We start from the raw sequence: 14,824 nt of genomic DNA on the forward strand, positions 1-14,824 counted from the left end.
CGCGCTGCGCGGCGGCGCGGAGCGTCGCCCGCGGCGCCGGGCGCGGGGCGGCGAGGGCCTGGTCGAGCAGGGCGAGTTCCTCGGTCCGGGCGGGGTCGAGGGCGGCTTCGGGCGCGGTGGCCTGCGTGTCCCCCGGCGCGGCGTCCGTCCCGCCCAGGGGCGCCCTGTCGCCCACCGTGGCCGGCTCTGCCGGCTCGTCGTCGCCGTCGACGAGGCGGGGATCCGCCCCGTTGCGCTCGTCGCGCGGGCGGGCGTCCGCCGGCTCCGCGCCATCGCCCTCCGGCGCGACGCCGATGGCACGCAGGCCTGCGTCGGTGATCTTGAGCAGCATCTCGTCGCCATCCACCGTCCACTTCGCCCGCGCGTCGTGGGCGGGGCGGTGCACCGCGATGACCAGGTCGTGCTTCAGCAGGGCCTTCGCCACCGTCTGCCGCGCCGCGGCCGGGAGGCGCTCGGGCGGGACTGCCAGCCCGTCGTCGCGCTGGCTCGCCTGGCTGAGGATGGTGCGCTGGGTGTCGGTCAGCCTCATCGTCGGGGTCTCTGGTTCCGGGAGCCGACCCTCTCGGCCCCCTACTGCCGGGAGCCCCGCCGGGCTCGGCCCGGTCGGGGCGGTGCGGGAGGCGCGCCGCGTCAGCGGGCGTATTCGCCTCGGCGGAAGTGCTGGTCCGCGATGTCCTTCAGCTTCGCGGTGGCGTCCGCGAGCCAGGCGGTCTCGCCCCAGAGCACCGCCTCGGGGTCCGCCCCGAAGTGGTCCACACTGGCCTGCTGCAGTTCGGCCAGCAGGGCGTCGAACTCGGCCTTCTTGGCGAGGAAGGCTTCGAGGCTCCGCTGCTGGTTGGCTTCACGCTTCGTCATCGTGGTCTCCGTCATCCGCATTGCGTGACGGACCATTCGCGCTGCGGCGGGGGCTGAGCCAAGCGCCATCGGCGCTTCGTCGATTGCTATCTTCGAGGGATCTCGATCACATCATGATCGCCAGCGCCGAGCCGGGCCTCGTGGCCTCGCAGCGCGAGCTGGCGCGCCGCCTCGGCGTCTCCCACACCGCCCTGCAGAAGGCGCAGCGGGCCGGCCGCATCGCGCCCGAGCCGGACGGCGCCTGGGATGTGGCAAAGACCCGCGCGCGGCTTGCGGAGAGCAGCGACCCGACGCGCAAGACGGCGACGCTCGCCGCGCCCCAACCTGCGCCCGTCCCGCCGATGGCACCGCGCCCTGTTTCGCCGCCAGCAATCGCTGCGCCTCCGCCCGATCCCCTGCCGCGCGCCGCCGGCAGCACGTTCCACGACGCGCGCACGGCGAACGAGGTGCTCAAGGCGCAGGAGCGCCGGCTTCGCATCGACGAGCGCAAGGGCAAGCTGGTCGACAAGGCCCGCGCACTCCTGCTCGTGCACCGCCTCGCCAAGGAGGAGCGGGACGCCATCCTCGCCTGGCCCGCCCGCGTCGCCGCCGAGATGGCAGCCGAGCTCGGCGTCGATGCGCATCGGTTGCAGATCATGATGGACCAGCGTCTGCGCGAGCATCTCGCGGCCCGGCATGATGTCCGGGTGCAGGTGTCGTGATGGCGGGCGAGCATCTCCTGGAGGAGCTCGGCCGCTTCGAGGGTGACGCCGAGATCCTTGAGGCCTGGCGCGACGGCATGATGCCGGAGTCGGCGCTGCTGGTCTCGGAATGGGCCGACCGGCACCGGATGCTGGGCAGCCGCGACTCCGCCGAGCCCGGCCCCTATCGCACCGCGCGCACCCCGTATCTCAAGGAGGTGATGGACGCGCTCTCGCCCGCCCATCCGGCCCGGCGCGTGGTCTTCATGAAGGGCGCGCAGGTGGGCGCCACCACCTGCGGCAGCAACTGGATCGGCTACGTCATCCATCACGCGCCGGGGCCGATGCTCGCGGTGCAGCCGACCACGGAGCTGGCGAAACGCTTCTCCGACCAGCGCATCGATCCGCTGGTCGAGGAGACGCCGGCGATCCGCGAGCGGGTGGCGCCGGCCCGCTCGCGGGACTCCGGCAACCGGCAGCTCTCGAAGGAGTTCCCCGGCGGCCAGCTGGTGATGACCGGCGCCAACAGCGCCGTTGGCCTGCGCTCCATGTCGGCGCGCTTCCTGTTCCTCGACGAGATCGACGCCTATCCCGGCGACGTCGAGGGCGAGGGCGACCCGATCGCGCTGGCCGAGGCACGGGCGCGCACCTTCGGCTGGCGGCGCAAGCTGTTCCTGGTCTCGACACCGACCATCGCCGGCCTGTCGCGCATCGAGCGCGAGTATCTCGCCACCGACCAGCGGCGCTACTTCCTGCCCTGCCCGCATTGCGGGGCGATGCAGTGGCTGCGCTTCGAGCGGCTGGTCTGGGATGAGGGCGAGCCCGAGACGGCGCGCTACCTCTGCGAGGCCTGCGACGGCGCGATCGGCGAACAGCACAAGGCGGCGCTGCTGGCCGCGGGCGAATGGCGGGCCACGGCCACCGCCACTGACCCGCACGCCATCGGCTTCCACATCTCGGCGCTCTACTCGCCGCCCGGTTGGATGCCCTGGTCGGAGATCGCGCGGCTCTGGCTCGCGGCGCAGGGCGACGACCGCGCGATCAAGACCTTCCGCAACACCGTGCTCGGCGAGACCTGGCAGGAGGCGGGCGAGGCGCCGGACTGGCGGCGGCTCTACGACCGCCGGGAGCACTGGCCGGTGGGGAGCGTCCCCGCCGGCGGGCTGCTGCTGACCGCCGGCGTGGACGTGCAGCGGGACCGGCTCGAGGCCTCGGTCTGGGCCTGGGGGCAGGACCGGCAGTCCTGGCTCATCGAGCACCGCGTGCTGGCGGGGAACCCGTTCGAGGCGGCGGTGTGGGAGGAGCTGCGGCTCCTGCTCGGCGAGACCTGGCGGCACGCCAGCGGGCATCGGCTGCCGGTCGCCATGGCGGCGATCGACAGCGGCGACGGCATGACCACGGCCGAGGTCTACGCCTTCGTGCGCCGCGCCGGGTCGGGCCGCGCCATCGCCGTCAAGGGCCAGGACGGGCTGCGCGCCGCGGTCGGCCAGCCGGCGGCGACGGAGGTGCGGCGGCAGGGCCGCAAGCTCGGCGGGCTGAAGCTCTGGCCGGTGGGATCCTCCTTCCTCAAGGCCGAGACCTATGGCTGGCTCAAGCTCGACCGGCCGACCGAGGAGAGCGGCGAGCCGTTCCCGCCCGGCTACGTCCACCTGCCGGTGCATGCGGCGGGCGAGGAGTTCTGCCGCCAGCTCACGGCGGAGCAGCTCGTCGCGCGCGCCGGAAAGAACGGCTTCCGCCGGCTGGAATGGGTCAAGACCCGCGAGCGCAACGAGGCGCTGGACTGCCGGGTCTATGCCCGCGCCGCCGCGGCGGCGCTCGGCATGGACGGCTGGGGCGAGGGCCGCTGGGCGCGGATGGCCGATGCGCTGTCCCTGCCAGCAGCGGAGCCGACGCCACCCGCGACGCCGGATGCGCCGGCGCCTGTCGCCACCCGCCCCCGCGCCTGGCTCGCCCCGCGCGGCGGCTGGCTGCGCTGATCTGGAGACCCTCATGACCGCCCTCGTCCCGGTGCGCACCACGATCGCCGCCGGCCAGGCGCTGAGCGCGCCGGTCGCCAGCGTCGGCTACGGCGTCTGCCTGCTGCTGCTGCCCGCCGCCTGGACCGACGCCCCGCTCACCGTCCAGGGCTCGCTCGACGAGGGCGAGCCAGCCGCCTGGGCCGACCTCCACGACCACCTCGGCAACGAGGTGGTGCTGAGCGTCGCCGCCGGCCGGGCGCTCACCCTGCCGCCCACGCTGCTGCTCGGCTGGCGCTGGCTCAGGCTGCGCTCCGGGCTTGCCGCCGCGCCGGTGAACCAGGCGGCAGAGCGGCTGCTCACCCTCGGCATCCGGCCGCTCGCATGACCGCGCTGTTCCAGCATCACCTGCCGCCCAGCCCGGCGATGCTGCCCTACGTCTCGGGGCGCTTTTACGCCTCGCAGCATGCGCGCGCCGTCGGCGGCGCCGTCGCCATGGCCGCGAACCGCCTCTACTGCGTCCCCTACGTTCTTGCGCGGCCGGGGCTGTTCTCGGCCATGGCGGTGAGCGTGACCACCGGCGCCGCGGGCCTCCTGCGCATGGCGCTCGCCGCCGACAACGGCGCCGGCCGGCCGGGGCCGCTGATCGAGGAACCGCTGGCGGACGCCGACACCGCCGCCGCCGGCGGTGCGGTCTGTCCCTTCGCGCGGCCGCGCTGGATTTCGGCCGGCATCTGGTGGCTGCTGCTGTGCTTCTCGGGCGCGCCCTCGGTGCGCGGCACCTCCACCCAGGCCTTCAGCGGCGGGAACACGCTGCTGCTCGGCTCGGCCGCGGCCGATGGCGGTGCCGGCGGGGGCACGACGGGCAGCGAGAACGGCTTCTTCGCGGCGCTGACGCACCAGGCTGGCGTGCCGATCATGCCGAACCCGCCGGGCGGGCTGTCCTATCTCGTCAACGCGGCGACGCCGCTGCCGACGCTCAGGGCCGCGTGATGGACCCGGCCGTCCTCGCCTGGGCGCTGGCGCAGCCCCCCGGCAGCCGCGCGGCGGCGCTCGCCGCCGCCTACACCGGCGGCACCACGCGCGCGAGCTTCGAGGGGCGCACCGTCGAGTATCGGAGCCTCGACGAACTCGGCCGGGCGCTGGCCATGTTGCGCGGCGCGGAGAACAGCGCCGCCCGTCGGCCCTCTGTGACGCTGGCCAGCTTCTCGCGGGAGAGAACCGGGTGATCCGACGCCTCCGCGACGCATGGCAGGTCCTGCGCGGCTACGCCGCGGCGCAGGACCACCGCGCTTCTGCCTGGGCGCCCTCCGGCGGCAGCGCCAATGCCGAGATCGGTCTGGCTGCCGCGACGGTCGCCCGCCGCGCCCGCGACGCCGTCCGCAACGACCCCTACGCCAGCCGCATCGTCGACCTCTGGACCGGCAACGCCGTCGGCGCCGGCATCACCACGCGCTGGCCGGACGACGCGCATGGCCGCGCCTGGCAACGCTGGGCGGAGGGCACCGCGTGCGATGCCGAGGGACGGCTCGACCTCTACGGCCTGCAGGCGCTGGTGATGCGGGCGGTGGTCGAGAGCGGTGAGTGCTTCGTCCGCTTCCTGCTGGCGCCGCCGTCGCCCGCCAATCCGATCGGCCTGCGCCTGCAGGTGCTGGAGAGCGATCACCTCGACACGGCGCGCAACGGCATGGTGGACGGCGTGCCGACCATCCAGGGCATCGCGCTCGGCGAGGCCGGCGCGCCGATCGGCTACTGGCTGCACAGCGTGCATCCGGGCGCCGCCTGGATCCTGCCCGGGGCCACCTGGCAGAGCAGCGAGCGCATCCCGGCGTCGGAGGTGCTGCACGTCTATCGCAAGCGCCGGCCCGGCCAGCTGCGCGACGTCTCCTGGTTGGCGCCGGTGCTGCTCCGGCTGCGCGATCTCGGGGACTACGAGGCGGCGCTGCTGATGAAGGCGAAGATCGAGGCCTGCCTCGCCGCGGTGGTCACGGAGGAGGGCGACGAGGCGCTCACCGGCGCCGCTTCCGGTCTGCTCCGCGACGCCCAGGGCCGGGCGGTCGAGAGCTTCGAGCCGGGGATGATCCTGTACCGCCGTGGCATGGGCAGCGTGGAGGTGGTGAATCCCTCGGGGGGCGGGTCGCACGCCGCCTTCGCCCGCAGGGCGTTGGAGGCGGCGGCGGTGGGCGCCGGCCTGACCTATGACCAGGTCTCCGGCGACCTGACGCAGGCCAACTACTCGTCCCTCCGCGCCGGCAAGATCGAGTTCCGCCGCCTCTGCGAGCAGGTGCAGTACGGCATGCTGATCCCGATGCTGGTGCGGCCCGTCGCGGACCGCTTCCACGCCCAGGGCGCGCTGCTCGGCCTGTGGGGTGCGGAGATGCCGGACGGCGTCAGCCACGTTCCGCCGGCGCACGAGATGATCGACCCGCTAAAGGATACCACCGCGCTGATTGCCCAGGTGCGCGCTGGCTTCGTCCCGCAGCCCGAGGCGGCCGGGGCCTTCGGCTACGACTTCCGGGCCGCCGTGGAGATGATCCGCGAGGCCAACGCCCTGCTCGACGAGGCCGGCATCTCGCTCGACACCGACCCGCGCCGGGTCGCGAAGTCCGGCGCAGCGCAGGACGCCGCGCAGATGGCCGCGGTCGAGATTGCCGCCACCGGCGCCGCGGCCCCGCCGCGCGAGATCCCAGCACAGGGCTGACCATGACGGACATCATCGAACCGGGCGGGGGAGACCCCGCACCGGAGCTTGCTGCTGCGCCCATCTTGGCGCAGCGCGCGATTGCCGCGCCTGCCACCGTCGATCGCGCCGCCCGCACCGTCGAGGTGGTGTGGAGCACCGGCGCCCGCGCCCGCAACTTCGTCCCCGCCCTTGGCCTCATCACCGAGGAGCTGGAGATGTCGCCGAACGCGGTGCGCATGGATGCGCTGCGCTCCGGGCGCGCTCCGGTGCTCGACACCCACCGCCGTGATGGTGCCAGGGATGTCCTTGGCCGGGTCACCGCCGCCCGCCTCGAGCGCGGCCGCGGCTACGCCACGCTGCAGTTCTCGACCGCCGCCGACGTCGAGCCGGTCTGGCAGCGCATCGCCGACGGCACGCTGCGGGCGGTGAGCGTCGGCTACCGCGTGCACCGCTACGAGCCGCGGGCCGACCCCGCCACCGGCGAGATCGTCCACCGCGCGGTGGATTGGGAGCCCTTCGAGATCTCCGTCGTGCCGGTCCCGGTGGACCGGGATGCCGCAGTGCGTGGCGAGGCGCCGCAGGGCGCGCCCGCCATCGCGATCGAACCCGCCCTGCCTGACGAGGACACCACCATGCTCGAGACGACGCCGGAGACCCCGGCCGCGCCGGCCGCCCGGGACGTTCCCGCGCCGTCGGCGCCCCCCACCCCGCCCCAGGAGACCACCGTGACCACCAGCCCAGAACCCAGCCGCGCCGCGCCCGCAGCGGTCGCACCGCCCGATCTCGATGCCGTGCGCGCCGAGGCGAGCCGCGCCGAGCGCGAGCGCATCGCCGGCATCGATGCCGCCGTGGAGGCCGCCCGCGCCCTGCTGCCGGCGGACCGCATCACCCCTATCCGTGCCGAGGCCATCGCCCAGGGCTGGACCGGCGACCAGGCCCGCCGCGCCCTGTTCGACGCCCTGGTGGCCAAGGGCCCGCGGCCCTCCATCCCCGCCCGCCCCGAGACCGGCCCCGGCCACGACGACCCGGCGCAGATCCTCGACGCCATGGCCGAGGCGCTCGCTGTGCGCGCCATGCCCGGCTACCAGCCGCAGGGCTCCGGCCGCCACGCCGAGTTCCTCGGCTGGCGCCCCTCCGACATGCTGCGCGAGCTGCTCGCCCGCCGCGGCGAGCGCAACCCGCCCCGCAATCCGACCCTGCTCGCCGAGCGCGCCTTCCACACCACCTCCGACTTCCCGCTGCTGCTCGCGGCGGCGGCCAACAAGATGCTGCTCGCCGCCTACCAGCCGGCGCAGCCGACCTACCGACAGGTCTTCCTCCGCCGCGACTTCCGCGACTTCAAGCCGCACCGGCATCTCCGCATCGGCGACTTCCCGACCCTGCTCCCCCTCGCCGAGAACGGCGAGATCCAGGTCGGCACCATGTCGGAGAGCCAGGAGATCGTCCTGCTCCAGACCTTCGCCCGGCGCCTCCGCGTCACCCGGCCGATGCTGGTCAACGATGACCTCGGCGCCTTCACCGATTTCGCCTCCATGATCGGCCGCCGCGTCGCCGAGTTCGAGAACGCCACCGCCTACAACCTGCTCAACAGCGCCAATGGCGACGGGCCGACGCTCGCCACCGGCAACGCGCCCGTGTTCGGCACCGGCGCGGCGCGCGCCAACAAGGCCAGCACCGGCACGGTGCTCGACACCGCGACCATCGGCGCCGGCCGCGCCGCCATCATGAAGCAGCGCACGCTGGACGGGCTGCCGATCTCGATCGGCCAGACCATGCGCCTCCTGGTCGGGCCGAACCTCGAGCTCGCCGCCCGCCAGGCGACGGTGGTGGTGCAGGCGAGCGAGACGGCCAAGGCGAACGTCTTCGCCGGCTTCGTGCAGCCGGTGATCGAGCCGCTGATCCCGGGGAACCGCTGGTACCTGTTCTCCGACCCGGCCGCGGCGCCGGTCTACGTCTACGGCTACCTCAACGGCGCCGAGGGGCCGCAGGTCACCACCGGCCCGGTGCAGGGCGCCGACGGCGTCGAGGTCGGCGTGATCTTCGACTTCGGCGTCGGCGCCATCGACTGGCGCGGCGCCTGGTTCAACCCGGGCACCTGATCCTTCCCACCACCACAGCAGCTTCGTCGAGGGCGTCCTGCGGGGCGCCCTCAGCGCCTTCAGGAGACCCTCCCATGCGCAACTGCCTCCGTCCCGACGCGCGCTCCATCCCGATGGTGGTGCCCTACGCGGGGGGCATCCTCGCCGGCCAGGGCATGCTGGTCGGCGCGTTCTTCGGGGTGGCGGCCTCCGACGCCGCCCAGAACGCTACCGTCGAGTGCGAGACCCGCGGCGAGTTCGAGCTGCCCAAGGACCCCGCACAGGCGATCTCCGCCGGCGCGCGCGTTTTCTGGGACAACACCAACCGCCGCATCACCACCACCGCGACCGGCAACTTCCAGGTCGGTATCGCGACCATGGCAGCCGCGGCATCGGACGCCACGGTGCGGGTGATGCTCGCCCGCGTGCCGGCGTCGGGGGCGTGATGGCCGCGCTGCTGCCGCGCGACCGGGCGCGCCTCGCGGGCGTGCACCGGGACCTGGTCCGCGTCGTCGAACGGGCTCGCCAGCAGGTGCCGTTCATCGTGACGGAAGGGGTGCGCTCGCGGGAGCGCCAGGCCCGGCTGGTCGCGATCGGCGCCTCGCGCACCATAGACAGCCGGCATCTGACCGGCCACGCCGTCGACCTGGCCTACTGGCTCGACGACGGCGACGGCGTCCCCGAACACGGCGAGATCCGCTGGGACTGGCCGCTCTACGAGCAGATCGGCGCCGCCATGAAGGCTGCGGCCAAGGCGCTCGGGGTGCCGATCGTCTGGGGCGGCGACTGGACCTCCTTCCGCGACGGGCCGCACTTCGAGCTTGACCGCAAGGCCTATCCGTGACCGGCGCGGCGATCCTTGGGCTGCTCGGTCGGCATGCCCTGCCGATCGGTCTGGCAGCGGCCTGCGCCATGACGGCGCTGGCCGCCTGGCACTTCCGCAGCCAGCGCGATGCCGCACGCCTCGACGCGGCGATGGCCAGCCGTGCGGCGGCAGCCAATGCGGCCGCACTCGCCCAGGCCACGGCGGAGCACGCGCGCCACATCGCCGCGCTCACCGACGAGGCCGAGCGTGCCCGCGCCCAGGCCGCGCGCCTCGGCGCCAACCTGGAGGCGCTCCGCCGTGACCCGAGCCATGCCGCCGGCGCTGCCCCTGTGCTGCGCGATGCTGTCGAGCGCCTGCGCGCCAACCGCAGCGCCGGAGATCCGCCTGCTGCCGCTCCGCCTCCCTGACGCGCTGCTGGTCTGCGCCCCGGCGCCGGCGCTTCCGGCCACGGATCACCTCACGCAGGGCCAGGTGGCGGAGCTGCTGCTGGCCTATGACGCCGCCCACGCCGACTGCGCGGGGCGGCTCGCCGCGGTGCGGCGGCTGAACCCGGCCGATGGGGGCGAGCGGTGAACGCCTTCGACGTCGCGATGGCCGCCCTGGTCGCCGATCCGAACCTCGGGGTCGAGGCGGTCTATCGGCAGGGCGGCACCGGCGCGCCCATCGTCGTCAGGGTGCTGCGGTCCTCCCCGGATCGTGGGGCCGATGCCTTCGGCACCGAGATCCTCTCCGCGACCGACATCCTCTCGGTCGCCATCGCCGTCCTGCCCGACCTCGCCGCCGGCGACAGCTTCGCCCTCGGCCCCGACCTGCTCACCGTCACCCACGCCGAGCGCGATGCCACCGGCACCGCCTGGCGCGTGTTCTGCCAGCGATAGGAACCCCGCCATGCCGCAGACCACCCTCGGCCTGCTGGAGGTGCTGCGCGACCTGCTGCTCGGTGCCGCCGCCGGCCTCGCCGGCGGCTTCGTGCGGTGGAACAACCCCGGGCGCCGCCGCTTCGGCTGGTGCCTGGCCTGGGAGGTGCCCTCCGCCGCCCTGGTCGGCAGCGCCGGCTACGCCCTCGGCGGCTTCCTCGAGTTCAACGAGTACGGCCGGTTCCTCTTCGCCTTCGTGTTCGGCTACCTCGGCCAGGCGGCGCTGCATGACCTCGCGGTGGCGATCATCCGCCACCGCACCGGCCTGCCGCCGGGCGGCGGCACGCCGTGAGGCTGGCCGCCACCATCCTCGGCGACCTGCGCCAGGTGCTCGCCGCCGAGGTCCGTGCCGGCGAGCGCGCGGCGATGACGGCGATCCGCGCGGAGACCGAGCAGGTCAAGGCCGAGCTGCGGCGGCAGGTGACCAGCAGCTTCGGCGGCAACGCGCGGGGCATCGCCCATGCCTGGCGGTCACAGGTGTTTCCCCGCATGGGGCAGTCGCTTCGTCCGGCAGGCCTGGTCTGGACCAAGGTGCCGAACGTCATCGACGCCTTCGCGCGCGGCGCGCTGATCCGCGCCAAGGGTGGCCGGAAGTTCCTGGCCATCCCGACCGGCTTCAACGCGGCGCGGGGGCGCAGAGGGCGCGGAGAGAAGGGCCTGCGGGTCACGCCGGCGCAGATGGTCGCCTCCGGCCAGGGCTTTCTCCGCCCTTTCAGGTCTGGGCGAGGCTTCGTCTGGTGCCTGCCGTTGCGGCAGGGCGAGCAGACCGGCCGCCGCCGCCGCACCCGGCTGATCGCCGGCGGCCTCGCCGAGATCGGCACCGGCAACCGCAAGGGCCGCGAGGCCTGGGCGCGGGGCATGCTGGAACGGGGGATGGTGCCGATGTTCCTGCTGCTGCCGCAGGTGACGCTCGCCAGGCGGCTCGACGTGAAGGGCGCCGCCGAACGGGGGCTGCGCCGGCTGCCGGGGCGCTTCGTGGCGGCCTGGGGTCGGACGCATGCGTCCGACGAGAGCGGGAGGTGGGCGGCGCCATGAGCATGCGCGAGACCGCGATCGCCGCGCTGCACGGCCGGCTGCAGACCGCGCTCGCCACCCGCAATCCCGCGCCTCTGGTCCTCCGTGGCGAGACCGCGCCGCAGCGCCTGCCGCCGGGCGGCCTCGTCGTCCTGCGCGACGGCGAGACCGTGGAGGAGGCGGCGATCCTCTCGCCGCTGGCTTGGGCCATCGAGCACCGCGCCGCGATCGAGGTCACCGTCGCCGGCGCCGCCGCCGCCGCGCGCAGCACGCTGCTCGACGCGCTGCTGGCGGCCATCGCCGCCGCCGTCACCGCCGACCGCACCCTGGGCGGCGCGGTGGAATGGGCGCAGCCCGGCGCGCCCGAGTTCGAGGACGTCGAGGTCGAGGGTGCCGCCGCCGCCCGTGCCGCCTCGGTCCCCGTCGCGCTGTTCTTCACCGTCGCCGGCTCGCCGCTGGCCTGACGCTCCTTCCTCCCGCTGATCCCGGAGACCCCCGATGCCCCGTGCCATCGGCGCCAATTGCCGCCTGCTCATGAGCCCCGAGGCGACCTACGGCACCGCGCCCGCGGGCGACTGGCGGCGCCTGCCCTTCCTCTCCTGCGACCTCGGCGCCGAGCAGCCGCTGCTCGATGCCGACGTCATCGGCGTCGGCTCCAGCCGCGATCCGGCCGCCCCCTTCCTCGACACCGTCACCGTCCAGGGCCAGGCGGTGGTGCCGGTCGACCTCGTCAACATCGGCCACTGGCTCCGCCTGCTGCTTGGGGTCCCGACCACCACCGGCACCAGCCCGAACTTCGTCCACAGCTTCGGCTCGGGCGCCGCCGCGCTGCCCTCGAACAGCATCGAGATCGGCTATCCGGACGTGCCCTCCTACGACCTCTGCACCGGCGTGCGGGCCGACACGCTGGAGCTCGACTTCTCGCCGACCGGCCCCGCCACCGCGACCATCGGGCTGATGGGGCAGGGCTCGACGCGCGGCGCCTCGAGCGCCGGCGGCACGCCGACCGGCGCCGCCTACGCCGCCTTCCACAAGGCGCAGGGGGCGATCAGCCGCAACGGCGCCGCGCTCGCCCAGGTGACCGGCGCCCGGCTCACCTACGCCAACGGGATGGAGATGGTGCGCACCATCCGCGCCGACCGGAAGGTGGAGGGGGTGGATCCCGGCATCGCGCGCGCCACCGGGCAGATCACCGCGCGCTTCGCCGACAGCACGCTGCTGACCCAGGCGCAGGACAACGCGCCGGCGGAGTTCGCCTTCAGCTATACGATCGACGCCAACCGCAGCCTGACCATCACCCTGCACGAGGTCTACCTCGCCCTCGCCAAGACCCCGATCGAGGGGCCGGCCGGCGTCGAGGCGAGCTTCGCGTTCCGCGCCGCCTACAACGCCACGGCAACACGCATGATGACCGTGGTGCTCCGGAACCAGCAGCAGGCGAGCGAGTATGCGTGAGGATCACGCGCCGCCGAGCAGGTCACGCAGCAGCTCCTGCAGGTCGCGCGCGCCATGCAGGACCCGCAGGATGCGCGGCGGCGTCGCCGTCGCCCGATAGACGATCACGTAGGGGAAGTCCGGGACGACCAGGAAGCGCACCTCCTCGGGCGCCAGGGCGGGGCGGACGACCCCGATCCGCGGATAGGCCCCGATCCGGACGGCAGCCGCAACGACCTGCTCGCGCAGGCGGCGGGCCGCGGCGGGATTGTCGGTGGCGATGAACGCCGCCGCCTCGGCAAGGTCACGACGCGCCTGCGCCGAGAGGATCGCCGGGCGCTTACCGCCCATCGGGCGTTGCCCGAAGGCTGCCGGTCGGGCTCAGCGGGCCTGCTCCCGCGCCCGCCTGGCTTCCGCCTCGGCGATGATCGCGTCCATCTCCTCCGCGACCTGCTCGACCTCGAACCACCCGGTCTCGTCGGCCTCGCGCTCCGCCGCCTCGAGCATGCGCACGAAGGCCGCGCGCTTCTCCTCCTGCGCCTGCAGCAGCCGCAGCGCGGCGCGCATCACTTCGCTGACGTTGCCGTAACGGCCCGAGGCGACACAGGCTTCGGCGAAGCCTTCGAGCTCCGGCGTCAGGCTGACATTCGGCATCCCGCCCTCCTGTCCCTCTTCATGTCAGACTTTGACATGGCGGCTGCCCACTTCAAGTCCGGAGACCGCCCATGCTCACCCTCGACCTCCCCATCGAGCCGTACTGGCTCGACCTGCCGCGCGGCGTGCGCGTCGAGATCCGGCCGGTGACCACGGCCGTGATGGCCGCCGCCCAGGCCGCCGCTTCGCGCCGGCTGGCCGCGATCCGCATCGCCGATCCGGACCTCGACCCCGACATGGCGCGCGGCCTGTCCTTCGCCTTCCTCGTCAAGGCGCTGGCCCGCCACGCCGTCACCGCCTGGGAGGGCGTGGGCGACGCCGCCGGCAAGCCGCTGCCGCTCTCGCCCGAGGCGGTGGAGCGGCTGATGGACCTCGACGACATCGCCGCCGCCTTCTGGGATCGCGCCACCGCGCCGGTCGCCGCGGTGGCCGCCGAGGGAAACGGCTAAGGGCCCGCGCCGCCTGGCACTTCGGGCGCGGGTCCGAATACTGCCGCGGTTGCGCGGCCCTTGGGCGCGACTGTGGCGCCCTTTGCCCCTACGCCGCCCACGCCCCCGCGAGCGTCGAGGGCGCCGCCGTATGGGCCGCAGGAACGGCCTGCGCCGAGGCCACGATGGGCGGGCTGAGCCTCGATATCGGCGGCGCGCTCGCCGCCGCGCGCGACCTCGGCGCGTCCGGCTGGGCCGCCGCCGAACTGCTGCTTGCCATCCGCATCGGCATGGCCGAGGGCGCCACCGCCCGCCGCGAGGGGGAGACCACCTGACATGGCCGACGCCACCCGCCGCGTCTCGGTCCGCCTGTCGCTGGACGACGCCGCCCGGGTCAAGGCGGGGCTGCGCGAGGTCGGCGAGACCGGCCAGCGCTCCCTCGACCGGATCAAGGGCGGCGCCGAGCGGGCCTCGCGCTCGCTCGAACTGCTCGACCTCGCCATCCGCGGCAGCCAGATCGCCGGCGTGGCCGTCGCCGCCCGCGCCCTGGTCCAGGCCGGCGACACGCTGACCCAGGGCCTCTCCCGGCTTCAGAACGCCACCGGCTCGGTCGCGCGCGCCGGGCAGGTCTACGAGGCCCTCTACCGCAACGCCCTCTCCACCGGCGTCGCCGTCTCCGAGAGCGTCGACGCCTTCCAGCGCTTCTCGATCGCCGCGCGCGAGATCGGCGCCACCTCCGACCAGGTGGTCCGCCTCGTCGGCGGGCTGCAACGCGTCGCCATCGTCTCTGGCGCCTCCACGCAGGAGATCAGCAGCGCCACCCTCCAGCTCGCCCAGGCCCTGGCCTCCGGCGTGCTGCAGGGGGACGAGCTCCGCTCCATCCTCGAGGCCATGCCGCTGCTCGCCGAGGGCCTGGCGCGCGAGCTCGGCGTCTCCATCGGCGAACTGCGCAAGCTCGGCAGCGAGGGTCGGCTCACCGCCGAGCGGGTCTTCCCGGCCCTGCTGCGCGCCACCGAGCGGGTCGGGGCGGAGCTCGACAGGGCGCCGCTCTCGCTGGGCCGCGCCTTCGGCCAGCTCACGGCGGCGACCGAGAACTTCCTCGGCCAGCTCGACCGCGCCATCGGCCTCTCCAGCGCGCTGGCCCGGGCGCTCTCGGCCGCCGCCCGCGCGGTGGACAGCGTCCGCCAGGGCGCCGGGCTGCTGGAATAGAACCTGACGCTGAGGCCGTTCGACGACCCCACGCGGGTCTCGGACGACGACAAGCTCGCGGTCACCGCCTACATCCTCGCCCGCCACGGCG

The 14,824-nt window shown here is 74.4% G+C and carries 22 protein-coding genes; 18 read left to right on the top strand and 4 right to left on the bottom strand.

Features of this window, described 5'->3' with window-relative positions; genetic code table 11:
• The coding region (locus tag FK498_RS12035; protein ID WP_202614831.1) for a hypothetical protein at nucleotides 1-529 on the bottom strand (529 nt) is incomplete at its 3' end.
• A 101-nt stretch (nucleotides 530-630) separates the two neighbouring features.
• Nucleotides 631-855, bottom strand: a complete 225-nt coding sequence (locus tag FK498_RS12040) for a hypothetical protein (RefSeq protein ID WP_027285540.1) — start codon at nucleotides 853-855, stop codon at nucleotides 631-633.
• 113 nt (nucleotides 856-968) lie between these two features.
• On the opposite strand from FK498_RS12040, the gene FK498_RS19960 reads away from it, so the two are divergent.
• The 15 genes from FK498_RS19960 to FK498_RS12115 all read left to right on the top strand — a co-directional run bounded on the left by FK498_RS19960 (nucleotide 969) and on the right by FK498_RS12115 (nucleotide 12,463).
• On the top strand, nucleotides 969-1,556 hold the full coding sequence (locus tag FK498_RS19960; protein WP_141854877.1) for an elements of external origin: 588 nt from the start codon (nucleotides 969-971) through the stop codon (nucleotides 1,554-1,556).
• Complete coding sequence (locus tag FK498_RS12050) at nucleotides 1,556-3,511, top strand: phage terminase large subunit family protein (RefSeq protein WP_141854879.1); 1,956 nt, start codon at nucleotides 1,556-1,558, stop codon at nucleotides 3,509-3,511. Before FK498_RS19960 ends, FK498_RS12050 begins: the two co-directional genes overlap by 1 nt.
• A 13-nt stretch (nucleotides 3,512-3,524) precedes the next feature.
• Entirely contained in the window at nucleotides 3,525-3,878 is a 354-nt protein-coding gene (locus tag FK498_RS12055; RefSeq protein ID WP_141854881.1) for a hypothetical protein, read from the top strand.
• Nucleotides 3,875-4,483 (top strand): hypothetical protein, encoded by a 609-nt coding sequence (locus FK498_RS12060; protein ID WP_141854883.1) that lies wholly within the window; start codon nucleotides 3,875-3,877, stop codon nucleotides 4,481-4,483. Before FK498_RS12055 ends, FK498_RS12060 begins: the two co-directional genes overlap by 4 nt.
• The gene (locus FK498_RS12065; protein ID WP_141854885.1) at nucleotides 4,483-4,719 is read left to right on the top strand and encodes a phage head-tail joining protein; all 237 of its coding nucleotides are present in this window, start codon (nucleotides 4,483-4,485) and stop codon (nucleotides 4,717-4,719) included. The genes FK498_RS12060 and FK498_RS12065 overlap by 1 nt, the downstream gene beginning before the upstream one ends.
• Entirely contained in the window at nucleotides 4,716-6,191 is a 1,476-nt protein-coding gene (locus FK498_RS12070; protein WP_237560924.1) for a phage portal protein, read from the top strand. The genes FK498_RS12065 and FK498_RS12070 overlap by 4 nt, the downstream gene beginning before the upstream one ends.
• 2 nt (nucleotides 6,192-6,193) lie before the next feature.
• Nucleotides 6,194-8,272 (top strand): prohead protease/major capsid protein fusion protein, encoded by a 2,079-nt coding sequence (locus FK498_RS12075; protein ID WP_141854887.1) that lies wholly within the window; start codon nucleotides 6,194-6,196, stop codon nucleotides 8,270-8,272.
• 74 nt (nucleotides 8,273-8,346) lie between these two features.
• Entirely contained in the window at nucleotides 8,347-8,697 is a 351-nt protein-coding gene (locus tag FK498_RS12080) for a DUF2190 family protein (protein WP_135470713.1), read from the top strand.
• Nucleotides 8,697-9,095: a M15 family metallopeptidase gene (locus tag FK498_RS12085; protein WP_135470715.1), complete on the top strand. Its 399-nt coding sequence runs from the start codon at nucleotides 8,697-8,699 to the stop codon at nucleotides 9,093-9,095. The genes FK498_RS12080 and FK498_RS12085 overlap by 1 nt, the downstream gene beginning before the upstream one ends.
• Nucleotides 9,092-9,484 carry a hypothetical protein gene (locus FK498_RS12090; RefSeq protein ID WP_141854889.1) on the top strand — a complete coding sequence of 131 codons (393 nt, stop codon included), beginning with the start codon at nucleotides 9,092-9,094 and terminating at the stop codon, nucleotides 9,482-9,484. Before FK498_RS12085 ends, FK498_RS12090 begins: the two co-directional genes overlap by 4 nt.
• A gap of 162 nt (nucleotides 9,485-9,646) precedes the next feature.
• Nucleotides 9,647-9,955: a hypothetical protein gene (locus tag FK498_RS12095; RefSeq protein WP_141854891.1), complete on the top strand. Its 309-nt coding sequence runs from the start codon at nucleotides 9,647-9,649 to the stop codon at nucleotides 9,953-9,955.
• A gap of 10 nt (nucleotides 9,956-9,965) precedes the next feature.
• On the top strand, nucleotides 9,966-10,286 hold the full coding sequence (locus FK498_RS12100) for a phage holin family protein (RefSeq protein WP_141854893.1): 321 nt from the start codon (nucleotides 9,966-9,968) through the stop codon (nucleotides 10,284-10,286).
• Nucleotides 10,283-11,029 carry a DUF6441 family protein gene (locus tag FK498_RS12105; protein ID WP_141854895.1) on the top strand — a complete coding sequence of 249 codons (747 nt, stop codon included), beginning with the start codon at nucleotides 10,283-10,285 and terminating at the stop codon, nucleotides 11,027-11,029. Before FK498_RS12100 ends, FK498_RS12105 begins: the two co-directional genes overlap by 4 nt.
• The gene (locus FK498_RS12110) at nucleotides 11,026-11,472 is read left to right on the top strand and encodes a hypothetical protein (protein ID WP_141854897.1); all 447 of its coding nucleotides are present in this window, start codon (nucleotides 11,026-11,028) and stop codon (nucleotides 11,470-11,472) included. Before FK498_RS12105 ends, FK498_RS12110 begins: the two co-directional genes overlap by 4 nt.
• 34 nt (nucleotides 11,473-11,506) lie before the next feature.
• Entirely contained in the window at nucleotides 11,507-12,463 is a 957-nt protein-coding gene (locus FK498_RS12115; RefSeq protein WP_141854899.1) for a phage tail tube protein, read from the top strand.
• Between the two features lie 3 nt (nucleotides 12,464-12,466).
• Here FK498_RS12115 and FK498_RS12120 read toward each other — a convergent pair whose 3' ends face one another.
• Together FK498_RS12120 and FK498_RS12125 are read right to left on the bottom strand one after the other, a co-directional pair.
• Entirely contained in the window at nucleotides 12,467-12,793 is a 327-nt protein-coding gene (locus FK498_RS12120) for a type II toxin-antitoxin system RelE/ParE family toxin (protein ID WP_141854901.1), read from the bottom strand.
• Between the two features lie 30 nt (nucleotides 12,794-12,823).
• The gene (locus FK498_RS12125; protein ID WP_135470735.1) at nucleotides 12,824-13,096 is read right to left on the bottom strand and encodes a type II toxin-antitoxin system ParD family antitoxin; all 273 of its coding nucleotides are present in this window, start codon (nucleotides 13,094-13,096) and stop codon (nucleotides 12,824-12,826) included.
• A gap of 71 nt (nucleotides 13,097-13,167) precedes the next feature.
• Here FK498_RS12125 and FK498_RS12130 point away from each other — a divergent pair, with 71 nt between their 5' ends.
• From FK498_RS12130 to FK498_RS12135, 3 genes are all read left to right on the top strand, one after another.
• On the top strand, nucleotides 13,168-13,545 hold the full coding sequence (locus tag FK498_RS12130; protein ID WP_141854903.1) for a hypothetical protein: 378 nt from the start codon (nucleotides 13,168-13,170) through the stop codon (nucleotides 13,543-13,545).
• A gap of 164 nt (nucleotides 13,546-13,709) precedes the next feature.
• Nucleotides 13,710-13,859: a hypothetical protein gene (locus FK498_RS19765; RefSeq protein ID WP_202614832.1), complete on the top strand. Its 150-nt coding sequence runs from the start codon at nucleotides 13,710-13,712 to the stop codon at nucleotides 13,857-13,859.
• Between the two features lies 1 nt (nucleotide 13,860).
• Nucleotides 13,861-14,733, top strand: a complete 873-nt coding sequence (locus FK498_RS12135) for a tape measure protein (RefSeq protein ID WP_237560925.1) — start codon at nucleotides 13,861-13,863, stop codon at nucleotides 14,731-14,733.
• Nucleotides 14,734-14,824: the final 91 nt, after the last annotated feature.

This window comes from Elioraea sp. Yellowstone (genome assembly GCF_006704265.1).
Lineage (GTDB): Bacteria > Pseudomonadota > Alphaproteobacteria > Acetobacterales > Acetobacteraceae > Elioraea.

Bases quoted from the DNA above. Each gene is read 5' to 3' on its own strand.
- FK498_RS12040 (WP_027285540.1), bottom strand. From the start codon at position 855: ATGACGAAGCGTGAAGCCAACCAGCAGCGGAGCCTCGAAGCCTTCCTC.
- FK498_RS19960 (WP_141854877.1), top strand. From the start codon at position 969: ATGATCGCCAGCGCCGAGCCGGGCCTCGTGGCCTCGCAGCGCGAGCTG.
- FK498_RS12050 (WP_141854879.1), top strand. From the start codon at position 1,556: ATGGCGGGCGAGCATCTCCTGGAGGAGCTCGGCCGCTTCGAGGGTGAC.
- FK498_RS12055 (WP_141854881.1), top strand. From the start codon at position 3,525: ATGACCGCCCTCGTCCCGGTGCGCACCACGATCGCCGCCGGCCAGGCG.
- FK498_RS12060 (WP_141854883.1), top strand. From the start codon at position 3,875: ATGACCGCGCTGTTCCAGCATCACCTGCCGCCCAGCCCGGCGATGCTG.
- FK498_RS12065 (WP_141854885.1), top strand. From the start codon at position 4,483: ATGGACCCGGCCGTCCTCGCCTGGGCGCTGGCGCAGCCCCCCGGCAGC.
- FK498_RS12075 (WP_141854887.1), top strand. From the start codon at position 6,194: ATGACGGACATCATCGAACCGGGCGGGGGAGACCCCGCACCGGAGCTT.
- FK498_RS12080 (WP_135470713.1), top strand. From the start codon at position 8,347: ATGCGCAACTGCCTCCGTCCCGACGCGCGCTCCATCCCGATGGTGGTG.
- FK498_RS12085 (WP_135470715.1), top strand. From the start codon at position 8,697: ATGGCCGCGCTGCTGCCGCGCGACCGGGCGCGCCTCGCGGGCGTGCAC.
- FK498_RS12100 (WP_141854893.1), top strand. From the start codon at position 9,966: ATGCCGCAGACCACCCTCGGCCTGCTGGAGGTGCTGCGCGACCTGCTG.
- FK498_RS12110 (WP_141854897.1), top strand. From the start codon at position 11,026: ATGAGCATGCGCGAGACCGCGATCGCCGCGCTGCACGGCCGGCTGCAG.
- FK498_RS12115 (WP_141854899.1), top strand. From the start codon at position 11,507: ATGCCCCGTGCCATCGGCGCCAATTGCCGCCTGCTCATGAGCCCCGAG.
- FK498_RS12120 (WP_141854901.1), bottom strand. From the start codon at position 12,793: ATGGGCGGTAAGCGCCCGGCGATCCTCTCGGCGCAGGCGCGTCGTGAC.
- FK498_RS12125 (WP_135470735.1), bottom strand. From the start codon at position 13,096: ATGCCGAATGTCAGCCTGACGCCGGAGCTCGAAGGCTTCGCCGAAGCC.
- FK498_RS12130 (WP_141854903.1), top strand. From the start codon at position 13,168: ATGCTCACCCTCGACCTCCCCATCGAGCCGTACTGGCTCGACCTGCCG.
- FK498_RS19765 (WP_202614832.1), top strand. From the start codon at position 13,710: ATGGGCGGGCTGAGCCTCGATATCGGCGGCGCGCTCGCCGCCGCGCGC.
- FK498_RS12135 (WP_237560925.1), top strand. From the start codon at position 13,861: ATGGCCGACGCCACCCGCCGCGTCTCGGTCCGCCTGTCGCTGGACGAC.